This window comes from Pseudomonas sp. GG8 (assembly GCF_052976945.1).
Window position 1 is genome coordinate 1,348,311 of the sequence record NZ_JBRIIP010000001.1, and the last position, 19,905, is coordinate 1,368,215.

A 19,905-nucleotide genomic window follows, 5' to 3' on the forward strand; every position below is an offset into this window, starting at 1 on the left:
CGGCTCAGCCGCCTGCACTGCCCAACGCCCCTTTCACTTGATCCAGCAACCCCATCTTCGACTCGTCAGGCAACGTGTCGAGCAGGTCCTTAACCTTCGCCAAAGCCTTCGCCGTTTCCGTGGCCTTGAGCAGTTTTTGCAACTCAGGCGTGGTCGCGGTTTCTGCGCTGAGGGGCGGCGGTGTGGGCAAGGCTTTCACCATTTTCAGCATATCGCCAGGGTCTTTGCTGAACGCCCGAATGTTGTCGAGATTGTCCAGCATCGGCAGGGCGATGCCCGTGACAGAATCAAACGCGCTGACTTGCGGAAAGCCCACCTTGCCGCGAAACACGGGGATGCCCAGCGATGGAATCAGCAGACCCACCAGATAACGCGGGTCGTGGCGCTTGATGCTTAAACCGACACTGGCCACCGCAATACCCACCCCAATCACTTGCCCGGCCCTCGCCACCGGCGACAGGGACTTGTTGGATTCGGTGTCGAAAAAGATGCAGCGGTAGCGGAAGTAATCACTGAACACTTCGCGCTCGCCCAAGGCCGTTGAGTTCATGAACCAGGCGCGTGAATCGTGGACCTGTTCGTCGAAAAAGTCGGTGAGCGTGCGAGCGGTGTCGGTCAGGGGCTCGGCGGTTTTTAAGTCATAGAGCGCCAGGTAAGCCTGGTTACCAGAGGTGCGCAGGTCACGGTATTCCTGGGCTTCATCCTGCTCGTTGGTCAGGTATATCAACCCCCCGAACAGCAGATGGGGAATGGTCGCCCAACTGATGGCGTCACCGGCCAACGCCAGCGACCAGTTGCTCGGGTCATAGTCGCGACCGAACTCGGTCATGGCCCTGTCCATCTGGCGCTGATCGAGCGTGGGTTCAAAGGCTTTATGGGTATTAAAGTCGATGGGTTGTGCCGCGCCGACGCGTTGTTCATAACCCTGTTTGAGCGCCCGATATTCCTGATGCGTTGCCAGCGTGCTGCCTGACAACTCCTTGAGCGGTTGGCCCTCATGGTTGGCCTTGTTCTCGGCCAGCTGTCGCTCATGCAGCGCTTTAAGGGCATCCCATTCCTCCTGGGTCATGTCCTTGCCGTTGACATGCTGGTAGGCGGAGGTTGTCCTGAAGTGATAGCTGCCATAACGATTGATCCGCCACCCCGTCAGCAGCGCCTGCTCACCGGCCAAGGCGCCTTCCAGCGGGCCGGTTTTGTGGTGGGCGAGCCAGGTGTTGAAGCGGAGGGTGAGGGTTTCGGAGATGGCGAAGGCTTTGAATGTTTTAGCGTCCATTTCCAGCCAAGGCCATTTCGCTTTTTGCTCGTCGCTGAGTGCAATCGATGGCGCCTGCAACGGAGCGCCGACTGCGTAGGCTTCAGCGTACATATGCTGCAACGGAAGTTGCGACATCACGTCCTGAGGACCGCCCAGCGACTTGCCCTGATCGCCCGGCGGATATCCACCACCGACATCGGAGTGCATGCCGGGGTACAGGTATTCGACCGTATTGGCGCGGTAGGTCGAAGGGCCACTCGGGTCATCGGGGGTGTTCTTGCGCCGGATCGAGTCCACCGGGAAACAGGTGCGTTGCTCATGGGCGGCGACCAGATGCACGCAGCGCTCCAGAAACGTCTCCGAGTCCGACAGGCGCATGGTGTCATCGGCCCACCCCATATGGCCCTCGGCGAACGGCATCGCATAGGCCATGCCGGTGGAGGCCACGGTGTCGAACAGGCCCAGGAAGGCAATGCAGATCGGTAGGCCGGCAAACAGGTAACAGGTTTCACCCTCGACCTCGACCTGGGTCAGGCTCTCCAGCCAGGTGGCAAAGGCCCGGGCTTCGGCGGCGCCCCGGGAAAAGCCGTATACGTACAGGCGCAGGCCGATGATTCTGGGTTGGGTCTTGCGCGCATGCACGTAGTCGACCTTTTTTTGCAATGCCAGCAATGGCACTTGCAGGGCCTCTCGCCGACGGCTGTCACCGCTCTTGAGCAACGTCGCGCCGAGCATCTCTTCAGTGAACGAGGTGCCCATTTTTTGTACCAGCTCGTAGGCTGCATCTACGGTCAGCGGGTCTTCTCCGCAAGCCCGACCCACCGCATCCAGCAGGCGCGTGATGCCCCAATTGATCCGGTTCTCGCCGCCGACCGCGCCGATCAGCCCTAGATCTCGTGGTTCGAACTCACCGATTTCCTTGAACTCGGTGCCGACCCCTTGCATGTAATAACGATAGAAGCCCATGTCGTTCGCCCGGCTCTGCTCTGTGCCCTGGTTGGCACCGACGCTGGCGTGGTAAAGCCGTGCCACGTTGCTGGTGCTCGGGGGCTGACCGAGTTTGTCCGAGGGTTCGTGGTTGTTGGTGCCGTCGAAACACAGGGTAATGTTCAGCACATTGATGCACGGCGGGCCGGTATAGGTTTCACCCGCCGCCTCGGCGGCGCGTTCAGCCGCATAGGCTGCCAGCAGTTTGGGCCGAAATTGTGTGCGGTAGTTAAGCGCCACATCCTCGGACGTGCGCGGCAGCAGCCCCTCTTTAGGGAACGGCTGGGTCGGCGTTAAAGGCGCCGGGGCCGGGCGTTGAGAACCTGAATTCAAGGTAATGGACATACGGCAGGGACTTCCATTTTGAGGGGATAGTTGTAGGGATGATTGGGGCGACCGTGGTAGCTGGGACTGGCGGCGACCTTGACTTGATCGCAAGGCAGAAAATGCACATTGACCAGCCCGAGTTGCTCATACGGCGCCACCTCCACGACGGCGCGATGGCGGGTGTTGTTGAGCTTCTCTTTCTTCATTCGGACGTGCCATGCATCAGAAAACATGGGTTCAGGCCATTTGCCGTAGGCGTGCGGCGTCGGATCCTTCTCCCACTCCACCACCACGGTCAGGCCGGGATGCCACTTGCGCGGCAGGCTCACGCAGCAGTTCTGGCTGCCACCCCCGCCGTAAGGCCCGATGTTCGGCCCGCCGCCGCCGTTGACGATGAAGTAATTGATCGCCGCCGAGGTATGGCTGTACCCCTCGATGGGAATACCGAGGCGCTCGGGCAGAGATTTGCTGCAGGCTTGCAGCGCAAGGCAGGCGAGCGCCGCCGCCACCCAAAGCGCTGGCCTTCGGCGTGAGGCGCCAGGTTTTAGGGTGCGGGACATACGGCAGGCTCTTCCATTCTGGACGGGTAGTTGAAGGGATAACCGGCTTGGCCGGGAGTCACCGCAACAGCTGAAACGGCAACCTGGTTGCAGGGCAGGAAATGAACATCGATGACGCCGAGTTCTTCATACGGTGCCACCTCCACGATGGCGCGATGGCGGGTGTTGTTGAGCTTCTCTTTCTTCATTCGGGCGTGCCATGCATCAGAAAACATGGGTTCAGGCCATTTGCCGTAGGCGTGCGGCGTCGGATCCTTCTCCCACTCGACCACCACGGTCAGGCCGGGGTGCCACTTGCGGGGCAGGCTCACGCAGCAGTTCTGCTTGCCGCCCCCGCCGTAAGGGCCGATGTTCGGCCCGCCATTGCCGTTGACCATGAAGTAGTTGATCGCCGCCGAGGTGTGGCTGTACCCCTCGATAGGCGCACCCAGTCGGTCGGGCAGTGATTGGCTGCAGGCTTGCAGCGCAAGGCAGGCGAGCGCAGCCGCCCAAAGCGCTGGCCTTCGGCGTGGGGCGCCAGCTTTTAAGGTGCGGGACATACGGCAGGCTCTTCCATTTTGGAGGGGTAGTTGAAGGGATAACCGGCTTGACCGGGAGTAACGGCGACAGCCGAAACGGCAACTTTGTTGCAGGGTAAGAAATGAACATCGATGACGCCGAGTTCTTCATACGGCGCCACCTTCACAACAGCTCGATGGCGGGTGTATTTAGTGCGGTGCTCTTTCATCCGCTCTCGCCAAGCATTAGATGAAAAGGATTCCGTCCAAGCCTGGCGGTGGTCAGGCTAAAGCTTGGCTGATGAGCTAACGCTGGCATTCCGACGTCCTGCCTTTTGTAAGGAGAGTTGTCCAAGGTATGTTCGGCGAAAGGTTTTTTAGCGTCTGTAGGCCAAATCCGTGTTGTGTTGCGGGAAAGGTCTGAAATGTTGACTCATAAAAAAACCGCCGTTCGTGAGAACGGCGGTTTTGGGGGGAGCGGGGCCTTAGTGTGAATGAAATGGAAACAATACAATGTGCCCTGGCATCCGATATCGACCCTGGCTTGTCGCAGCCTTCGGCAGCACCTACAGTGAATCGGTATTCAGCCCAAGACCTGCGAACTTACTCGAAGGCATGCGCTCAGGCACCAGGGATAACGGGCTCCAACGGTAGGTCCAAAGTGGCAACGAACCCGCCTTGGGGATGATTGGTCAGGGTCAGGTAGCCACCGTGCCGTTCGGCTGCACGCTTGGCGATAGCCAGCCCCAGGCCGTGGCCCGGCGCAGTTTGGCCGGGTGCGCGGAAGAACGGTTCACCTAGCTGAGACAGGTGTTCCGATGCCACTCCGGGGCCATGGTCACGTACGCTGATCAGCAATCGCCCTCCCTCGCACTGGGCTTTCAAGTCAATGGCTTGGCCTGCCGGGTTGAAGCGCAGGGCATTGCGCAACAGATTATCCAGCGCCCGTTCGAGCATGTCGGGCCAGCCTTGCAACTCAACACCGTCTTGTACCCAAACCCGCACCTCCTGTTCGGGGGCGTTGAGCCGGGTATCGCTTTGTAAGTGGTGCAGCATCGCGTCCAGATCGACGGGCTCGGCGGTGCCAAAATCCGCGTCCAGGCGTGCCAGCACGAGAATCTCGCTGATCAATGCTTCCAGCCGATCACATTCGCGGGCCAGACGCGGCCAGAGCTTCTCGCGCTCAGCCGGTTCGGCACGTTCGGCCAGCGCCAATGCGATGCGCAGCCGTGCGAGCGGTGAGCGCAGTTCGTGGGACACATCGCGCAGTAACTGACGCTGGCTGCTGATCAGGCTCTGCAGGCGCGCGCCCATGCGGTTGAAGTCGGTGGCCAGCACGCCGAACTCGTCACGGCGATTGGCCAACTGCGCCAGGCTGTTCTGTTGATAGGTGGTTTGCCCCAAGTCATCCACGGCACTGCGCAGACGGCTGAGTGGGCGGGTGATGGACAGCGTCACCAGCAGGCTGAACAACGTCAGCACCACCAAAGCAATGCCCAGGGCGCTGAGAGGCCAAAGCAGGCTTTCGCGGTGCCAGGCGTCAAGTTCCGGGTGCGGAATCCGGTAGATCAGCAAATACGTTTCAGCCGTTTTCGGGCTGGTGTATTCGGTGGTCAGGCGACGCCACGGTAATTGGCGGGGATCGTTGTGTTGGCGCGCTTCAAATGCCGCCGCACGGGGTGGAAACGTCCCGCGTACCAGGGGCTCACCGCTTTCGTTGAGGACCTGAACGTCAATGTGATAGCGCCGTTTACTCTGTTGCAGGTAGTCCTGTGCGGCGTCTTCACCCTGGTTTTCGTAGAGTTCGGTCCAGTTCTGCGCCAGGTTGGCGAGGCCCGGATGGCGACTGAGGATCCATGCATCTTGATTGAGCATATGCCCGAGCAAAATAGACAGGCCTGCAACCAAGGCGATGGCTAACCAGAAACTGGCCAGGATTCGCCAGAACAATGAACGCACGTGAATACCTCAAACGATAAAAGCCCGACACGCGTGAGCGTATCGGGCGGGTAAGGAGTCGGTTCGCCGTTATTGGGCTTGCTGAGCTTTCTGGGCTTTCCAGGTCTGGAACTCGGCATGCTCGGCACGACGTTGAGCTTCTTTTTGCTGTATCACGTCGAATTGTTTTTGCTGATCAGGTTTCAGCAGTGCGCGGACGTCGCTTTGGGCCTTTGTATGCTTGGCGTCTATCTCATCCTGCATGCTTTTCTGCTGTGCTGGCGGCAGCATTTGCAGATAACGCTGGGTGATTTCATCACGGCTACGTTTTTGCTCAAACATGATTCGGCCGATCTGTTGGCGCTGGTCCGGGGTCAGGTTCAGCTCGCTGTACGGGCTGTGACCATGCATGCCAGGGCCGCCATGACCCATGCCGCCTTCTGGCGGCGCGGCCATCGCGATAGCAGGCAATGAAGCGGCGAACAGCAGGGCGATTAAAGTCTTGCGCATGGTGTATCTCCTTGTCTCTAATCCGGCTCGTTGCCGGTTGAGGCCAGTGTAGGGAGATCAAGGTCAGCGGCGGTCAACACTCGGTAAAGCTTGAGTAAAGAGCTTCTGGCCTGAAACTGACAGAAGCAGGCCCTAGACGCTGTAGTAATAACCGCGACTGCGCAGCGCAACGATCCGTGGACGGCCGTCGGCATGAGGCCCGATCTTTTTGCGCAGGTTGCTGATGTGCATGTCCAGGCTTCGATCATAAAGCGTCAATTTGCGACCCAGTGCCAGTTGCGCCAGCTCTTGCTTGTCCAGCGGTTCGCCGGGTTGGCGCAGGAGGGCCTCGAGCAGACGGCTTTCGGAGACGGTCAGCGTGAACTCATGCTCATCGATAATCACTACGCCGCGCACGGGGCTGAAGCATAAGTCGCCGAGTTCGAGCTGGCTGGACACTGCCGGTGGATGGCTACGGCGCAAAACAGCGCGCAGGCGTGCCGTCAACTCCCGAGGATCGCAGGGTTTGGCCAGGTAATCGTCGGCGCCCAGTTCCAGGCCGAGGATTCGGTCCAGCGGTTCACCCCGGGCCGACAGCATCAGCACGGGCAAGTCGGGGTGATCGTTACGCAGTTGCTTGAGCAGTTCCAGGCCGCTGCCATCGGGCAACATCACATCCAGCACGACGGCTGCGGGTTGCGATTGAGCCAATGCGCGTCTGGCGGTATGGCCGTCGTGGCAAGCCTGCACCTGAAAGCCTTCCTGACTCAGCCAACTGCTCAGAAGCTCGCAGAGCTCCTGATCATCATCAATTAATAACAGTTCGCTCATGATTCACTCAATTCAGCCACTGGCGACGCTGTCTACGCCAGCCACTGGCAAAGATACCGCAGAGTAGGGCAATCATCGCAACTCCACCCCCGGCGACGAACCATTGTTGCTCATCCGTAAATATGCGTGGAGGCAAGACGGACTGTGCTTCTTTGAGTTGCAACTTGAGGCGTTGGTTCTCCACGCGCAAGCGACTGAGTTGCGGGCTTTCGCGTTCGGTGTCGACACTCTGTATTTGCTTACTCAACTCTTCGCGCTGGTGCTCGCTTTCTTTTAGACGCTGTTGCAACTCGGTAACCTGGCTGCTGGCGCTCGGCAATAGAAGCTTGGCACTGTTGTTGGCACCGGATAACTCGTCAGCCTGGGCCGTAACCCCAAGGGTTAGCACGGTCAACAGCAGACACAACGGACCTGAACGCATCTGAACTCCTATATTTTTGTTGAGTGTTCAGCAGGTTGTCGGCAGGTTATCGAGAATAGTGAACAGGCGAAAAGGGTAACCGGCAAGCGCCGCGATGATTGCGCGCGGCGCCTGCGCAAGCCTGTTACGGCAGGGTTTGTCTGAACGGCTTGACCAGTACGTTGGCGTATACACCGGCTGCAACGAACGGATCGGCGTCGGCCCAGGCCTGTGCGGCGCTCAGGGATTCAAACTCGGCGACGATCAGGCTGCCGGTGAAACCCGCAGCGCCGGGGTCGTTGCTGTCGATGGCCGGGTTCGGACCTGCCAACACCATTCGACCTTCATCCTTGAGCGCGACGAGCCGCGCCAGGTGATCAGGCCGCGCAGCCAGGCGTTTTTCGAGCGAATTGGCGACGTCTGTAGCAATGATGGCGTAAAGCATGGTCAGTCCTTGGTTTTAGGAGTGGAAGGGTCCGCGTCGTGCATGTGGCGGGCCAGGAATATCCCTTGGCCAACCAGAAACAGCAAGGTCATGCCCAGGCTGCCGAAGACTTTGAAATCTACCCAGAACTCCTGATAGGTGAAGGCCACATACAGATTGGCCGCACCGCAGAACAGGAAGAAGAAGACCCAGGCGATGTTCAGTCGGGTCCAGATCGGCTGGGGCAGAGTCAATGCATGGCCCATGATGCGCTGGATCAATGGGCGGTCACCGATGAAGTGACTGCCTGCGAATGCCAGGGCGAACAGCCAGTTGACCACTGGCGCCTTCCATTTAAGAACGGCTTCGCTATGGAAAGCCAAGGTCAGGCTGCCGAACACCAGGCAGGCGATCAGGGTCAGCCATTGGCTTTTTTCCAGTTTGCGCTGGGTGATGAACAAAATACCGTAGACCACGAGCGAGCTGATGATCAGCATCGCGGTAGCGCTGAAAATTCCGCCTACCATGAAGCTGTGGTCCAGAATGTCGACGGCGCGGGGTTCGATCTTGTAGACGATGAAAAACAGGAGCAGCGGGATGAAGTCGATGAATTGTTTCACAATGGCAGCCAGAAGCAGGATGTGGCGGCATAATAACAAACATCAATGACAGCGAAAGCGCCTCCTATGAATGTTGACCTGCACTGCCACAGCACCGCTTCCGATGGCGCCCTCGCGCCCGCGGTCCTGGTTGCGCGTGCTTATGAAAACGGAGTGCGGGTCCTGGCCCTTACTGATCACGATACCCTTGAAGGCCTCGAAGAGGCCCGTGCTGCGGCGCTTGCGTTGGATATGCAGCTGGTCAACGGGGTGGAATTATCTTGTACCTGGGGTGGGGCAACTGTCCACATTCTGGGCTACGGTTTTGATATGAAAGCCCCTGCATTGGTCGATGCCATTGACCGTTTACACCATGGACGCTGGTTGCGTGCCGAAGAAATAAGCCGAAAATTAGCGATCAAAGGTATGCCAGGGGCCCTGGAAGGTGCTCGTGCGATCCAGCAAGCGCTGGGTGACAGCGGTAATGCTCCGGCTCGACCACACTTCGCTGACTTCATGGTGAGTGCCGGTTTTGTCAAAGATCGCGCTGAGGCATTTCGCAAATGGTTGGGCGCTGGCAAGCTGGGCGACGTCAAACAGCATTGGCCAACCCTGGAAGAAACCGTCGCGACCTTACGCGAGTCCGGGGCCTGGGTCAGTCTGGCGCACCCTTGGCATTATGATTTCACCCGCAGTAAACGTCGTAAGCTGATCGCCGCCTACATTGAGGCTGGCGGCCACGCTATCGAGGTGGTTAATGGTCTGCAACCTGCGGAGCAGGTGGGTAGTCTGGCCATTCTGGCTCGTGAGTTCGGTCTGCTGGTAACTGCCGGCAGTGATTTTCATGCTCCTGGCGCTTGGTCCGAAATTGGCGTTTATCGCCCGTTACCGGAGGATCTTCCGCCACTTTGGTGTCGATTCAAACATGACCAGCCTACTGCCGTCTGAACAGGAAGATACCGTGAGTCAATTTTTCCAGGTCCATCCGGAAAACCCGCAGGCACGTCTGATAAAACAGGCTGTGGAGATTATCAAGGCCGGTGGCCTGGTGGTGTATCCGACGGATTCGTCCTACGCCTTGGGTTGCCAGATCGGTGACAAAAACGCCATTGAGCGCATCCGCCGCTTGCGTCAACTGGACGACAAACACAACTTCACCCTGTTGTGTTGCGATCTGTCTCAACTGGGGACCTACGCCAAGGTCGACACTGCGGCGTTCCGCGCGCTCCGGAACCACACGCCCGGGCCTTACACCTTTATTCTCAACGCCACGCGTGAAGTCCCGCGGTTGATCCTGCACCCCAAGCGCCGGACCATCGGCCTGCGCGTGCCAAACCACCCCATTGCTCAGGCGCTGCTTGAGGAACTGGGCGAGCCGCTGATGAGCGTGAGCCTGATCATGCCGGGCGAAACCGTGCCCTTGAGTGATCCGTATGAGATGCGTCAGGTATTAGAGCATCAGGTCGATCTGATCATTGATGGCGGCATCGGCGGTATTTCGGCTTCCACTGTGATCAATCTGGCTGATGGCGAGCCGCAAGTGATACGGGTGGGCTGTGGCGATCCGCGACCGTTTGGGGGTCAGCCTTAGATGACAGTGGCCGAGGCGGTTGATAGCCAGGCGGATGCCCAGCAGGAGCTGCCGTTCGCCATGGTCTATGGTCAAGCGGTCATGCACATGCCGCTGGACCTGTACATCCCGCCGGATGCGCTGGAAGTCTTTCTCGACGCGTTCGAAGGTCCGCTGGACTTGTTGCTGTACCTGATTCGTAAACAGAACATCAATATCCTCGATATTCCCGTGGCGGAAATCACTCGTCAGTACATGGGTTATGTCGAATTGATGAAAACCGTGCGCCTGGAGCTGGCGGCCGAGTATCTGGTGATGGCCGCCATGCTCGCCGAAATCAAATCGCGGATGCTGTTACCGCGCTCGGCTGAGATTGAACAGGAAGAAGACGACCCACGCGCTGAGTTGATCCGTCGTCTGCAAGAGTACGAGCGTTTCAAAGCCGCCGCCGAAGGTATCGATGGCTTGAGCCGGGTAGGGCGTGATGTGGTAGTGCCCAGGCTGGATGCTCCCGAAGCGCGTGCGCGCCGGTTGCTGCCGGATGTCAGTCTGGAAGAACTGTTGATGTCCATGGCTGAAGTCCTGCACCGGGGCGACATGTTTGAAAGCCACCAAGTCAGTCGCGAAACGCTGTCGACCCGGGAGCGCATGAGCGATGTGCTTGAACGCCTCAAGGGCGGCGGGTTTGTACCGTTCTCCGAGCTGTTTACGGCCGAAGAGGGGCGCTTGGGCGTTGTGGTGACTTTTATGGCGGTTCTGGAACTGGTCAAGGAGTCCTTGGTCGAGTTGGTGCAGAACGAACCCTTTGCGGCGATCCATGTCCGGGCGAGAGTCGAATAGCGGTTTAGCTGAATAGCTGAATAAATAAAAGACGCGCACGACTGAAGCGCGGCGAGCCTGATAAAGAGCCAAACGATGAATTTGAACGAACCGCGCGAGCTGGCCCCCCTGCTCGAAGCTTTTCTGCTGGCCTCCGGTAAACCTGTGTCGCTGGAACGCCTGTTCGAGCTGTTCGAGGAGGGCGAGCGTCCCGAGCCTCCGGTATTCAAGAAAGCCCTGCAATTGCTGGGAAAATCTTGCGAAGGCCGGGCTTTCGAGCTCAAGGAAGTGGCTTCTGGGTATCGCTTGCAGATCCGTGAGCGGTTTTCGCCATGGGTCGGACGGCTCTGGGAAGAGCGGCCGCAGCGTTATTCCCGGGCGATGCTGGAAACCATGGCGCTGATTGCCTATCGCCAACCTATCACGCGGGGCGAGATCGAAGATGTGCGTGGGGTGGCGGTCAACAGCCATATCGTCAAAACCCTGCTGGAGCGCGAGTGGATCAGAATCGTCGGCTACCGTGACGTGCCAGGGAAACCGGCGATGTTCGCCACTACCAAAGCGTTTCTTGATCACTTCAACCTGAAAAACCTCGACGACCTGCCGCCACTGGCCGATCTGCGGGAACTGGAGCCTGAGCCGATTCTCGATTTCGATGACGCCCCGGTTCCGGCCAGCCTGCAAGCCCTGGCCGATGCCAGCCTTGACCCCGACGCCGAGCCAGAGCCACCGCGTGATGAAACCAGCTTCCGCAGCTTGCTGGTCGAGCTCGACTCGATGGAGCTGGGTCTCAAGACCGACTTTGATGATTTGTTGCGTGAGGAGGTTGAGCCTGAGGCAGATGAGCGTGATGTGCCTGAAGATAAATAATTATCCTCGTGGCTGTCTTGCATCAGCGTCTGCAAGGTCGATAAACGCTCGGTGTTGGCAGAGTCGGTGTTGCGATTGATCCGGTTAAACGCCACCGGTCGGCGGAAAAAGAAGTAAGGCGCTGCATTTGTACGAGTCTCTGATGCGTAGCGCGCGCCTTGAGCGTATGATTCGCGCCCTTTTGGCGATTTATCCTCGTCATCAGGCACGGCTTCAAGTCATCAGATTTTAGCAACCAGGTCGCGCCATTTCTCAGCACGATCTGTTATCGACACACCGGGAGGTGCCCAGATGAGTGTACAAGACAAGCAAGACAGCCAGGAAATCGGTCCTGCAGGCGAAAAACTGCAAAAGGTTCTGGCGCGCATTGGCGTAGGTTCTCGCCGTGACGTAGAAGCCTGGATCAGCCAAGGCCGAATCAAGGTCAATGGCAAAGACGCGACCCTTGGTCAGCGCGTAGATTTGCACGATGCCATCGCCATCGACGGTCGCGTGATCAAGCGCGAAGAAACCGCCGAATCGGTACGCCGCGTCATTCTCTACAACAAACCAGACGGTGAAATCTGCACCCGTGACGACCCAGAAGGTCGTCCGACCGTGTTTGATCGCCTGCCGCGCCCTAAAGAAGGCCGCTGGGTCAACATTGGTCGTCTGGACATCAATACCACCGGCTTGCTGATGTTCACCACTGATGGTGAGTTGGCCAACCGCTTGATGCACCCGTCGTTTGAAATGGACCGCGAATACGCTGTTCGTGTGCGTGGCGAAGTCGATGACGACATGCTGCTGCGTCTGAAAACCGGCGTGGTGCTGGAAGACGGTCCCGCACGCTTCACCGATATCAAGCAAGCGCCAGGCGGTGAAGGTTTCAACCACTGGTATCACTGCGTGGTGATGGAAGGTCGTAACCGCGAAGTGCGTCGCCTGTGGGAATCCCAAGGGCTGGTGGTCAGCCGCTTGAAGCGCGTGCGTTACGGACCAGTGTTCCTCAACTCCGACCTGCCGATGGGCCGCTGGCGCGAAATGAGCCAGTACGAAGTCGACGTTCTCAGCGCCGAAGTCGGCCTGACGCCTGTGGCTCAGCCGCAGATGAACGCCAAGGTCAAAGACAAAATGGAACGTTTGCAGCGTCAATCGTCCCGCCCACTGGGCAAAGGCGAGCGCGTACGTACGTTGCGTCCGGCCAACCCGGCTCCGGCAGGCGAGCGTCCAGCCCGTCAACCACAGGTGACTGGCAGCGAACGTGATCGTCCGCGTGCGGATTCTACGGGTCGCGATCAGCGTCCTGCAGGGCCGCGTTCGGATTCGTCGAGCCGTGGTCCACGTCCTGCTACCGGGCGTACCGACTCTGCTAACCGTCCGTTGCGTGGCCGTAGCGAAGGTGCTGATCGCCCAGCGCGCAAGCCGCGTGAAGACGGTGACAGTGCTCCGCGTACTCCGCGCAGCGATTCTGTCGAGCGTTCTCCTCGTGCACCGCGTGGCGATTCGCCACGCACTCCGCGCCCTGCTGCCGGTCGTTCCGACAGCCGTGGCACGCCAGTGGCCGAGCGTCCTAGTGATGTGAGCAAGCGTCCGGGCAAGCCTAAACAGCAACGCCCTGGCATTGTTCTGGTGGACAATGGCAAGCCTTCGGGCAAGCGCAATGGTCCGCCGGCAGGCTCTGGTCAGCGTCCTGGCTTTGGTCGTCGCAAGCCGCAGTAATCGCGTGCGGTGAATAAAAAAAGCCAATCGAAAGATTGGCTTTTTTTTGTTTGATGATTGTCGCTTACCCTCGATAGCTGACCGACCGAGTAGCTTTCCAGTAAGCCTGGGTCACTTCGGCGGTGTACACTACCTCGCGTTTTTTCTGTGATTCAACGGCGTAACTGCGCATCCAACACATTCAGGGCTATCCGCCTTGTTGCACTCCGCTGCGTCATGAGCGCGGTGGATTCGGTTCCGTCACAGACAATAACAATCAGGTGACTATCAATGAGTGAACAAAACTCACATTCGGGCGAGCTGAAGCGCGGCCTTAAAAACCGCCATATCCAGTTGATCGCGCTGGGCGGCGCTATCGGCACAGGCTTGTTCCTCGGCTCGGCAGGCGTACTCAAATCGGCCGGTCCGTCGATGATTCTCGGTTACGCAATCTGCGGTTTCATCGCCTTTATGATCATGCGCCAGCTTGGCGAAATGATCGTCGAAGAGCCAGTGGCCGGTTCCTTCAGCCATTTTGCTCACAAGTACTGGGGTGGCTTTGCGGGCTTCCTCTCCGGCTGGAACTGCTGGGTGCTTTATATTTTGGTCGGCATGTCGGAGCTGACGGCGGTCGGCAAGTACGTGCATTACTGGTGGCCAGAGATTCCGACCTGGGCCTCGGCCGCCGTGTTCTTTGTGATGATCAACGCGGTCAACCTGGCCAACGTCAAGGTGTTCGGGGAAGCCGAGTTCTGGTTCGCCATCATCAAGGTCGTGGCCATTGTCGGCATGATCGCCCTCGGCAGCTACCTGTTGGTCAGCGGCAACGGCGGCCCGCAAGCAGCAGTGAGTAACCTGTGGGAACACGGTGGCTTCTTCCCCAATGGGGTCAAAGGTCTGGTGATGGCATTGGCGATCATCATGTTTTCTTTTGGTGGTCTGGAAATGCTCGGTTTCACCGCAGCAGAAGCCGACCAACCGAAAACCGTGATCCCCAAGGCAATCAATCAAGTAATCTACCGGATCCTGATTTTCTACATCGGCGCTTTGGTCGTACTGCTTTCGTTGACCCCGTGGGACAGCCTGCTTGCGAGCCTCAATGCATCCGGCGATGCCTACAGCGGCAGCCCGTTCGTGCAAGTGTTCTCGATGCTGGGCAGCAACACGGCGGCTCACATCCTCAACTTCGTGGTGTTGACCGCCGCCTTGTCGGTCTATAACAGTGGCACCTATTGCAACAGCCGGATGTTGTTAGGCATGGCGGAGCAGGGCGACGCACCTAAAGCGTTGGCGCAGGTCGATAAGCGTGGTGTGCCGGTTCGGGCGATTGCGGTGTCGGCGTTGGTGACCTTCGTTGCAGTGGTGCTCAACTATCTGGTCCCGCAAAATGCGCTGGAACTGCTGATGTCGCTGGTGGTGGCCACGCTTGTGATCAACTGGGCGATGATCAGTTACTCTCACCTGAAGTTCCGCCAACACATGATAAGTACGCACCAGACGCCGCTGTTCAAGGCGTTGTGGTATCCGTACGGCAATTACCTGTGCCTGGCTTTCGTGGTGTTCATCCTCGGCATCATGTTGTTGATTCCAGGCATTCAGGTGTCGGTTTACGCAATACCGGTCTGGTTGCTGGTGATGTGGGTTTGTTACAACGTCAAAAACAAGCGCAGTGATGCGGCTAGCCTGAAGGTGTTGACGTAGTGCTTCTATGCTGGTGATTTCCAACGCGGTGCATCTGCCTGATGCCGAAATCGAGTTGACTGCTATCCGCGCTCAAGGCGCGGGTGGGCAGAACGTCAACAAGGTGTCGAGCGCAGTGCACTTGCGTTTCGATATCAATGCATCGTCGTTGCCGCCGTTTTATAAGGAGCGGTTGCTGGCGTTGCGCGACAGCCGTATCACCGGCGACGGCGTGATCGTCATCAAGGCCCAGCAATACCGCACTCAGGAGCAGAACCGTGCCGACGCACTGGAACGCCTGAGCGAGTTGATCATCAATGCGGCCAAGGTCGAAAAAAAACGGCGTCCAACCAAGCCCACCCTGGGCTCGAAAAAGCGTCGTCTTGAAAGCAAAAGCCAGCGTGGCGGCATCAAGGCCGGGCGCGGCAAGGTGGATTTCTAGGCAGGACCGCATCACGCCCTTCGCGAAGGCGATCTCCTCAGCAGCAAAAATCTAAACCGTGTAATCCCGCATCGGCTTCGCCTGTCGGTACAGGTAGACACTGAGCAGCAGGCCGGTCATGGCCGCCAGCGCGGCAAACAGAAAGATCGAAGCAAAGCCAAAGCCAGCGGCAATCGCTCCAGCAACGGGGCCGGTAATACCCAGTGAGAGGTCGATGAACAGTGAGTACGCGCCCACCGCCGCCCCTCGGCTAGAGGCCGGTACCAGATTCACAGCCTCGACACCCAGCGCCGGGAACACCAGCGAGAAGCCAAAACCGGTGAGTGCGGCCCCGGCCAGCGCCAATGTTGGTGTGGGCGCGAGCCACAGCAACAGCAGGCCAATGCTTTCCACCGACAGGCAGGCAATTGCCACCCGAAAGCCACCGAGGCGGTTGATCAAGTTACCGAACAGTAACCGTGCGCCGATGAAGCAAGCGCCGAACAGGCTCAGGCATAGCACTGCGTTCGGCCAGCTATGGCTTGCGTAATAGAGGGTGATGAAGGTGGCGATGGTGCCAAAACCAATCGAACCGAGCGCCAGCCCCGTGCCGTGAGGCAGCACTCGGCCCAGTACATGCAGAAAGGGCATGCGCTCGCCATGAACAATGGGTGCGGCTTGCTTGGGCCACGCCAGCGCGAAACCGATACCGGCGAGCAGGATGATACTCACGCCCATGCTCCATAAGCCGAGCTGCTGGACCAGCAGCACACCCATGGGGGCGCCTATCGCAAGCGCGCCATAACTGGCGATGCCGTTCCAGGAAATGACTTTGGCGGTGTTTTGCGCACCGACCCGGCCGATGCCCCAGCCAATCGAGCCTGAGCCCACCAGACTTTCCGCGCTGCCTAACACCAGTCGACCGATCAGCAGGCTGATCAGGCTGAGTATCGGCATGCTTTGCAGCCAGGCCGAGAGCAGCATGAACACGCCGCTGAAACCACACCCCGCCAAGCCGTAAAGCACGGCTTTTTTGCTGCCAAGGTTGTCGATGATGCGGCTTGCATAGGGGCGACTAAGCAGCGTGGCCAGGTATTGCACGCTGATCACCAGGCCCGCGGCCACGGCGCCAAACCCTAAATCACTGTGCACGTAGCCGGGGAGGACAGCGAGGGGAATGCCGATATTCAGATAACCGATAAACGTGAACAGGACGATAGAAACGACCTGCAGCGTAACGGCCATAGGTCGTTGTGAGGCAGCAGACGGGGTGTCTTGCATGGGTAAAATCCACGGTTGCGACAGCGTTGAAAATGCTCAAGGTGTAGCGGAAAAATCGTTTCAGCTTGAGGCGCGCTGAAGGCTGCTTATGATAGCGGCGGTTGAGGCGATGCAGGGGAGGGAGAAGGGAAAATGTTGAAATAACGTGCTTATAACGCGGTGTCACTGGCGGGTGCGAGCAATTGCGAAGCGACCAAGGCTGCCAGCGCATTTTCCTGGGTGCCGAAACGCTTGAGCAGCGCCGCCTTTTTTTCGGCGTTGAGGCGACTCCAGATGTCGATCATCTTCTCAGTGATGCCCATTACGACGCTGGCGTGGGTGTCGGTGAGGTCGGTCATGGCAGGTTCCACTGTTGTTTAAGGCTGTTTTGCTTGGGCGTGGTCTTGTTTGGGGACGCTATCTGCAGCGGGTGTGGCAGGTATAACAGGCCGTATGAAACCAGGTAAAGAACACGGGTTTGGTATACGGCCTGGAAAAGTCGCCGTCAGTGTCTGTGTTTGACGTTGCGGCTGTCTTCAGTTTTGGCAGGGCTGGCCTTCAACTCGGTTTTTTTGTTTGGCTCTTGGTGCGCTGAGGGGATCTGCTCAGGTTTTGGCAGGCTTGGGAAAGGAAAGTTCGGGATTTCATGCATCGTCGTCGCTCCGCGCAAGATCTGATTGAAGGTTGCTGGAAAGATCAGTGCTTTTAAAAAGCTTGGGCAGGATACAGCACTGGAAATGACAAACAGGTTTTTTATGACCACCTTTTGTCACTTAAAGACACACGGCACGATGAATGGCGAACCATAACGGCACAACGCAGTCGCGCCCCTATAGGGCGCGATGTTTGACGCGGCAAGTGATCGGTTTTAGCAAACGGCAGCGATGGTTTGGGCCAGTAGATCCAGGCGCGAGGCATCAATCCCCGCGATATTGGCGCGCCCGGCACTGACCAGATAGACGCTGTGTTCATGGCGTAATCGCGCAACCTGATCATCATTCAGGCCGGTGTAGGAGAACATGCCGCGTTGCACGCCGATATGGGCGAAACGCTCTCCCAGGCCCAGTGGGGTCAACGCTTCGACCAAGCCTGCGCGCAGTTGCGCAATACGTCCGCGCATCTCTTCCACTTCATCGGCCCACAGGCTCTTCAGCTCGGGATCGCCGAGGATTTCGGCAACGATGGCTGCGCCATGATCTGGCGGGTTCGACCACAGGTTTCGCGCAATTGAAGAAAGCTGACTGCGTACATCCAGCAGTTTGTCCGCAGTACTGGCACACACCAGCAGGGCGCCAGTACGTTCGCGGTACAGGCCGAAGTTTTTCGAGCAGGAGCTGGTGATCAGTAACTCGGGCAAAGCCTCCGCGAACAGACGCACTGCCCAGGCATCTTGCTCCAGACCGTCGCCAAAACCCTGGTACGCGAAATCTATCAATGGCAGCAGATCGCGACTGCGCACGATGTCCAGCACCTGCCGCCAATCGTCGTGGGACAGATCGAAGCCGGTGGGGTTGTGGCAGCAGGCATGCAGCAGCACGACGTCACCACGTGGCACCTGATTCAAGGTGGCGAGCATCCCCTCGACGTTAAGGCGATTATCGCTGCCCACGTACGGGTAATGACTGACCATAAGCCCGGCTTTGGCGAAGATGGTTTCATGGATTGGCCAGGTCGGGTCGCTCAGCCAGATACCGCGCCCGGGCAAGCAGTCAGCGATAAAGTCAGCACACAGACGCAGGGCGCCGGTACCGCCTGGTGTCTGGGTCGCGCCGACGCGCTTGCTTGCCAGTAACGGCGAATCCTTGCCCAGCACCAACTCGCTGATCAGCGCGCCAAAGCGAGGCTCGCCATGACCGCCGATGTAGGTTTTGGTGGTTTGTGTGTCCAGCAAGCGCTGCTCGGCCAGCTTGACCGAGCGCAGGATCGGGGTCAGGCCCAATGCATCTTTATAGACGCCGACGCCAAGGTCGAATTTGTTCGGGTTCGGATCAGCCGCGTAAGCGTCGATCAATCCGAGAATCGGGTCACCGGGCACTCGCTGGATGTCGTTGAAATGCATTACTTGCGGCCCTCGGCGCTTTTGGCCACTTCGTCAGTACGCGCGGCCATAATGAAATCGTTACGGTGCAGCCCTTTGATCGAGTGGCTCCACCAGGTCACGGTCACTTTGCCCCATTCGGTGAGCAAGCCAGGGTGATGACCCTCGGCTTTGGCAATTTCGCCGACAGCGTTGGTGAACGCAAGCGCGAACTTGAAATTCTTGAACAGGAAGACTTTTTCCAGCTGCATCACGCTGTCGCGTACTTCGATGTTCCAGTCCGGGATCTGCTTGATCAGAATCGACAATTCTTCATCGCTGACGTGTGGGGCATCGGCGCGGCAGGCTACGCAATGGGCTTGGTTAAGAGTGCTCATAAATGGGTTCCTGATCAGGCAGCTTTGGGTTTGGGTGGGAACTTCGGTGCGTGCAGACCTAGCTGCATGCCTTGCTGGACCATGCCCATGATGTCTTCGTGGGCCAGGTCGAACAGTCGTTTCAGGTTTGGCAGGACAAAATACAAGGGCTGAAGGATATCGATCCGATACGGGGTGCGCATTGCATCCAGTGGATCGAACGCCTGATGTTCCGGCGCGGACGACCGGCTGTAAACCGTTTCTTTGGGTGAAGACAGAATGCCGCCACCATAGATTCGACGGCCTTGCGGCGTGTCGACCAGGCCGAACTCGATGGTCATCCAGTACAGGCGCGCAAGGTAGACGCGCTGTTCTTTGGTAGCACTCAGGCCGAGCTTGCCATAGGTGTGGGTGAACTCGGCGAACCACGGGTTGGTCAGCAGCGGACAGTGACCGAAAATCTCGTGAAAAATGTCCGGCTCTTGCAGATAGTCCAGTTCCGCTTCGCTGCGAATGAACGTTGCCACCGGGAACTGTCTATTGGCCAACAATTCGAAGAAGGTCTGGAACGGAATCAGGGCCGGGACGCGAGTGACTTGCCAGCCCGTGGCCGTGCCGAGGACTTTATTGATTTCACCCAATTGCGGGATGCGATCAAGGGGCAGTCCGAGTTGTTCGATCCCTTCAAGGTACTCCTGACAGGCGCGGCCTTCGATCACCTTCAGTTGTCGAGTGATCAGGGTATTCCACACCATATGCTCGGCAGGTGGGTAGTCGATAAAGCCTTTCGCGTCGGGCTCGCGAGCGACGTAATGCGTTTGCGTCATGTTGCTCTCCTGAGGGCAATTCGTTGTTGTTATAAGGAGCTGTTATGGCTCTAGAGATAACGCAAACGATTCGTCCT

At 58.4% G+C, this 19,905-nt stretch carries 22 protein-coding genes and 1 pseudogene; 7 read left to right on the top strand and 16 right to left on the bottom strand.

Going from position 1 to position 19,905, the window contains the following annotated elements:
• Positions 1–4 precede the first annotated feature (4 nt).
• From ACVBEG_RS06600 to ACVBEG_RS06645, 10 genes and pseudogenes are all read right to left on the bottom strand, one after another.
• The gene (locus ACVBEG_RS06600) at positions 5–2,587 is read right to left on the bottom strand and encodes a T6SS phospholipase effector Tle1-like catalytic domain-containing protein (RefSeq protein WP_447107503.1); all 2,583 of its coding nucleotides are present in this window, start codon (positions 2,585–2,587) and stop codon (positions 5–7) included.
• Positions 2,572–3,129 carry a DUF3304 domain-containing protein gene (locus ACVBEG_RS06605; protein WP_447107504.1) on the bottom strand — a complete coding sequence of 186 codons (558 nt, stop codon included), beginning with the start codon at positions 3,127–3,129 and terminating at the stop codon, positions 2,572–2,574. The genes ACVBEG_RS06600 and ACVBEG_RS06605 overlap by 16 nt, the downstream gene beginning before the upstream one ends.
• Positions 3,114–3,668 (bottom strand): DUF3304 domain-containing protein, encoded by a 555-nt coding sequence (locus tag ACVBEG_RS06610; RefSeq protein WP_323566331.1) that lies wholly within the window; start codon positions 3,666–3,668, stop codon positions 3,114–3,116. Before ACVBEG_RS06610 ends, ACVBEG_RS06605 begins: the two co-directional genes overlap by 16 nt.
• Positions 3,653–3,883, bottom strand: a pseudogene (locus tag ACVBEG_RS06615) (DUF3304 domain-containing protein); the annotation flags it as partial. The gene ACVBEG_RS06610 and the pseudogene ACVBEG_RS06615, both read right to left, overlap by 16 nt.
• 364 nt (positions 3,884–4,247) lie before the next feature.
• Positions 4,248–5,585, bottom strand: a complete 1,338-nt coding sequence (locus ACVBEG_RS06620; protein ID WP_322180241.1) for a sensor histidine kinase — start codon at positions 5,583–5,585, stop codon at positions 4,248–4,250.
• A gap of 69 nt (positions 5,586–5,654) precedes the next feature.
• Positions 5,655–6,074 carry an LTXXQ domain protein gene (locus ACVBEG_RS06625; RefSeq protein ID WP_219064539.1) on the bottom strand — a complete coding sequence of 140 codons (420 nt, stop codon included), beginning with the start codon at positions 6,072–6,074 and terminating at the stop codon, positions 5,655–5,657.
• A gap of 132 nt (positions 6,075–6,206) precedes the next feature.
• The gene (locus tag ACVBEG_RS06630; RefSeq protein WP_322180238.1) at positions 6,207–6,884 is read right to left on the bottom strand and encodes a response regulator transcription factor; all 678 of its coding nucleotides are present in this window, start codon (positions 6,882–6,884) and stop codon (positions 6,207–6,209) included.
• A 7-nt stretch (positions 6,885–6,891) separates the two neighbouring features.
• Positions 6,892–7,305, bottom strand: coding sequence for a translation initiation factor 2 (locus ACVBEG_RS06635; protein ID WP_322180236.1), 414 nt, complete (start codon positions 7,303–7,305; stop codon positions 6,892–6,894).
• Positions 7,306–7,429: 124 nt separating this feature from the next.
• Complete coding sequence (locus ACVBEG_RS06640; protein ID WP_219064536.1) at positions 7,430–7,729, bottom strand: YciI family protein; 300 nt, start codon at positions 7,727–7,729, stop codon at positions 7,430–7,432.
• A 2-nt stretch (positions 7,730–7,731) separates the two neighbouring features.
• Complete coding sequence (locus ACVBEG_RS06645) at positions 7,732–8,328, bottom strand: septation protein A (protein WP_322180234.1); 597 nt, start codon at positions 8,326–8,328, stop codon at positions 7,732–7,734.
• Between the two features lie 66 nt (positions 8,329–8,394).
• On the opposite strand from ACVBEG_RS06645, the gene ACVBEG_RS06650 reads away from it, so the two are divergent.
• The 7 genes from ACVBEG_RS06650 to arfB all read left to right on the top strand — a co-directional run bounded on the left by ACVBEG_RS06650 (position 8,395) and on the right by arfB (position 15,368).
• Positions 8,395–9,255 (top strand): PHP domain-containing protein, encoded by an 861-nt coding sequence (locus ACVBEG_RS06650; RefSeq protein ID WP_322180232.1) that lies wholly within the window; start codon positions 8,395–8,397, stop codon positions 9,253–9,255.
• 13 nt (positions 9,256–9,268) lie between these two features.
• Positions 9,269–9,898, top strand: coding sequence for an L-threonylcarbamoyladenylate synthase (locus ACVBEG_RS06655; RefSeq protein ID WP_322180230.1), 630 nt, complete (start codon positions 9,269–9,271; stop codon positions 9,896–9,898).
• Positions 9,899–10,018: 120 nt separating this feature from the next.
• Positions 10,019–10,717, top strand: a complete 699-nt coding sequence (locus ACVBEG_RS06660; protein ID WP_322182762.1) for a segregation and condensation protein A — start codon at positions 10,019–10,021, stop codon at positions 10,715–10,717.
• Between the two features lie 75 nt (positions 10,718–10,792).
• The gene (scpB, locus tag ACVBEG_RS06665; RefSeq protein WP_322180228.1) at positions 10,793–11,566 is read left to right on the top strand and encodes an SMC-Scp complex subunit ScpB; all 774 of its coding nucleotides are present in this window, start codon (positions 10,793–10,795) and stop codon (positions 11,564–11,566) included.
• A gap of 291 nt (positions 11,567–11,857) precedes the next feature.
• The gene (gene rluB, locus ACVBEG_RS06670; RefSeq protein WP_322180226.1) at positions 11,858–13,267 is read left to right on the top strand and encodes a 23S rRNA pseudouridine(2605) synthase RluB; all 1,410 of its coding nucleotides are present in this window, start codon (positions 11,858–11,860) and stop codon (positions 13,265–13,267) included.
• 270 nt (positions 13,268–13,537) lie between these two features.
• Positions 13,538–14,947, top strand: a complete 1,410-nt coding sequence (locus ACVBEG_RS06675) for an amino acid permease (RefSeq protein WP_322180224.1) — start codon at positions 13,538–13,540, stop codon at positions 14,945–14,947.
• A 7-nt stretch (positions 14,948–14,954) separates the two neighbouring features.
• On the top strand, positions 14,955–15,368 hold the full coding sequence (arfB, locus tag ACVBEG_RS06680; RefSeq protein ID WP_323566332.1) for an alternative ribosome rescue aminoacyl-tRNA hydrolase ArfB: 414 nt from the start codon (positions 14,955–14,957) through the stop codon (positions 15,366–15,368).
• Between the two features lie 51 nt (positions 15,369–15,419).
• Here arfB and ACVBEG_RS06685 read toward each other — a convergent pair whose 3' ends face one another.
• The 6 genes from ACVBEG_RS06685 to phhA all read right to left on the bottom strand — a co-directional run bounded on the left by ACVBEG_RS06685 (position 15,420) and on the right by phhA (position 19,828).
• Positions 15,420–16,628 carry an MFS transporter gene (locus ACVBEG_RS06685; protein ID WP_322180220.1) on the bottom strand — a complete coding sequence of 403 codons (1,209 nt, stop codon included), beginning with the start codon at positions 16,626–16,628 and terminating at the stop codon, positions 15,420–15,422.
• Between the two features lie 149 nt (positions 16,629–16,777).
• Positions 16,778–16,966: a hypothetical protein gene (locus ACVBEG_RS06690; RefSeq protein WP_322180219.1), complete on the bottom strand. Its 189-nt coding sequence runs from the start codon at positions 16,964–16,966 to the stop codon at positions 16,778–16,780.
• Positions 16,967–17,112: 146 nt separating this feature from the next.
• Positions 17,113–17,370 carry a hypothetical protein gene (locus tag ACVBEG_RS06695; RefSeq protein ID WP_322180217.1) on the bottom strand — a complete coding sequence of 86 codons (258 nt, stop codon included), beginning with the start codon at positions 17,368–17,370 and terminating at the stop codon, positions 17,113–17,115.
• A gap of 105 nt (positions 17,371–17,475) precedes the next feature.
• Positions 17,476–18,666 carry an amino acid aminotransferase gene (locus ACVBEG_RS06700; RefSeq protein WP_322180215.1) on the bottom strand — a complete coding sequence of 397 codons (1,191 nt, stop codon included), beginning with the start codon at positions 18,664–18,666 and terminating at the stop codon, positions 17,476–17,478.
• Complete coding sequence (locus tag ACVBEG_RS06705; protein ID WP_447107505.1) at positions 18,666–19,022, bottom strand: 4a-hydroxytetrahydrobiopterin dehydratase; 357 nt, start codon at positions 19,020–19,022, stop codon at positions 18,666–18,668. Before ACVBEG_RS06705 ends, ACVBEG_RS06700 begins: the two co-directional genes overlap by 1 nt.
• A 14-nt stretch (positions 19,023–19,036) precedes the next feature.
• Positions 19,037–19,828: a phenylalanine 4-monooxygenase gene (phhA, locus tag ACVBEG_RS06710; protein ID WP_447107506.1), complete on the bottom strand. Its 792-nt coding sequence runs from the start codon at positions 19,826–19,828 to the stop codon at positions 19,037–19,039.
• Positions 19,829–19,905: the final 77 nt, after the last annotated feature.

What these genes read in the sequence shown, in the direction of transcription:
- ACVBEG_RS06600 (WP_447107503.1), bottom strand. Translation starts at nt 2,587, where the DNA reads ATGTCCATTACCTTGAATTCAGGTTCTCAACGCCCGGCCCCGGCGCCT.
- ACVBEG_RS06605 (WP_447107504.1), bottom strand. Translation starts at nt 3,129, where the DNA reads ATGTCCCGCACCCTAAAACCTGGCGCCTCACGCCGAAGGCCAGCGCTT.
- ACVBEG_RS06610 (WP_323566331.1), bottom strand. Translation starts at nt 3,668, where the DNA reads ATGTCCCGCACCTTAAAAGCTGGCGCCCCACGCCGAAGGCCAGCGCTT.
- ACVBEG_RS06625 (WP_219064539.1), bottom strand. Translation starts at nt 6,074, where the DNA reads ATGCGCAAGACTTTAATCGCCCTGCTGTTCGCCGCTTCATTGCCTGCT.
- ACVBEG_RS06630 (WP_322180238.1), bottom strand. Translation starts at nt 6,884, where the DNA reads ATGAGCGAACTGTTATTAATTGATGATGATCAGGAGCTCTGCGAGCTT.
- ACVBEG_RS06635 (WP_322180236.1), bottom strand. Translation starts at nt 7,305, where the DNA reads ATGCGTTCAGGTCCGTTGTGTCTGCTGTTGACCGTGCTAACCCTTGGG.
- ACVBEG_RS06640 (WP_219064536.1), bottom strand. Translation starts at nt 7,729, where the DNA reads ATGCTTTACGCCATCATTGCTACAGACGTCGCCAATTCGCTCGAAAAA.
- ACVBEG_RS06650 (WP_322180232.1), top strand. Translation starts at nt 8,395, where the DNA reads ATGAATGTTGACCTGCACTGCCACAGCACCGCTTCCGATGGCGCCCTC.
- scpB (WP_322180228.1), top strand. Translation starts at nt 10,793, where the DNA reads ATGAATTTGAACGAACCGCGCGAGCTGGCCCCCCTGCTCGAAGCTTTT.
- rluB (WP_322180226.1), top strand. Translation starts at nt 11,858, where the DNA reads ATGAGTGTACAAGACAAGCAAGACAGCCAGGAAATCGGTCCTGCAGGC.
- ACVBEG_RS06675 (WP_322180224.1), top strand. Translation starts at nt 13,538, where the DNA reads ATGAGTGAACAAAACTCACATTCGGGCGAGCTGAAGCGCGGCCTTAAA.
- arfB (WP_323566332.1), top strand. Translation starts at nt 14,955, where the DNA reads ATGCTGGTGATTTCCAACGCGGTGCATCTGCCTGATGCCGAAATCGAG.
- ACVBEG_RS06685 (WP_322180220.1), bottom strand. Translation starts at nt 16,628, where the DNA reads ATGCAAGACACCCCGTCTGCTGCCTCACAACGACCTATGGCCGTTACG.
- ACVBEG_RS06690 (WP_322180219.1), bottom strand. Translation starts at nt 16,966, where the DNA reads ATGACCGACCTCACCGACACCCACGCCAGCGTCGTAATGGGCATCACT.
- ACVBEG_RS06700 (WP_322180215.1), bottom strand. Translation starts at nt 18,666, where the DNA reads ATGCATTTCAACGACATCCAGCGAGTGCCCGGTGACCCGATTCTCGGA.
- ACVBEG_RS06705 (WP_447107505.1), bottom strand. Translation starts at nt 19,022, where the DNA reads ATGAGCACTCTTAACCAAGCCCATTGCGTAGCCTGCCGCGCCGATGCC.
- phhA (WP_447107506.1), bottom strand. Translation starts at nt 19,828, where the DNA reads ATGACGCAAACGCATTACGTCGCTCGCGAGCCCGACGCGAAAGGCTTT.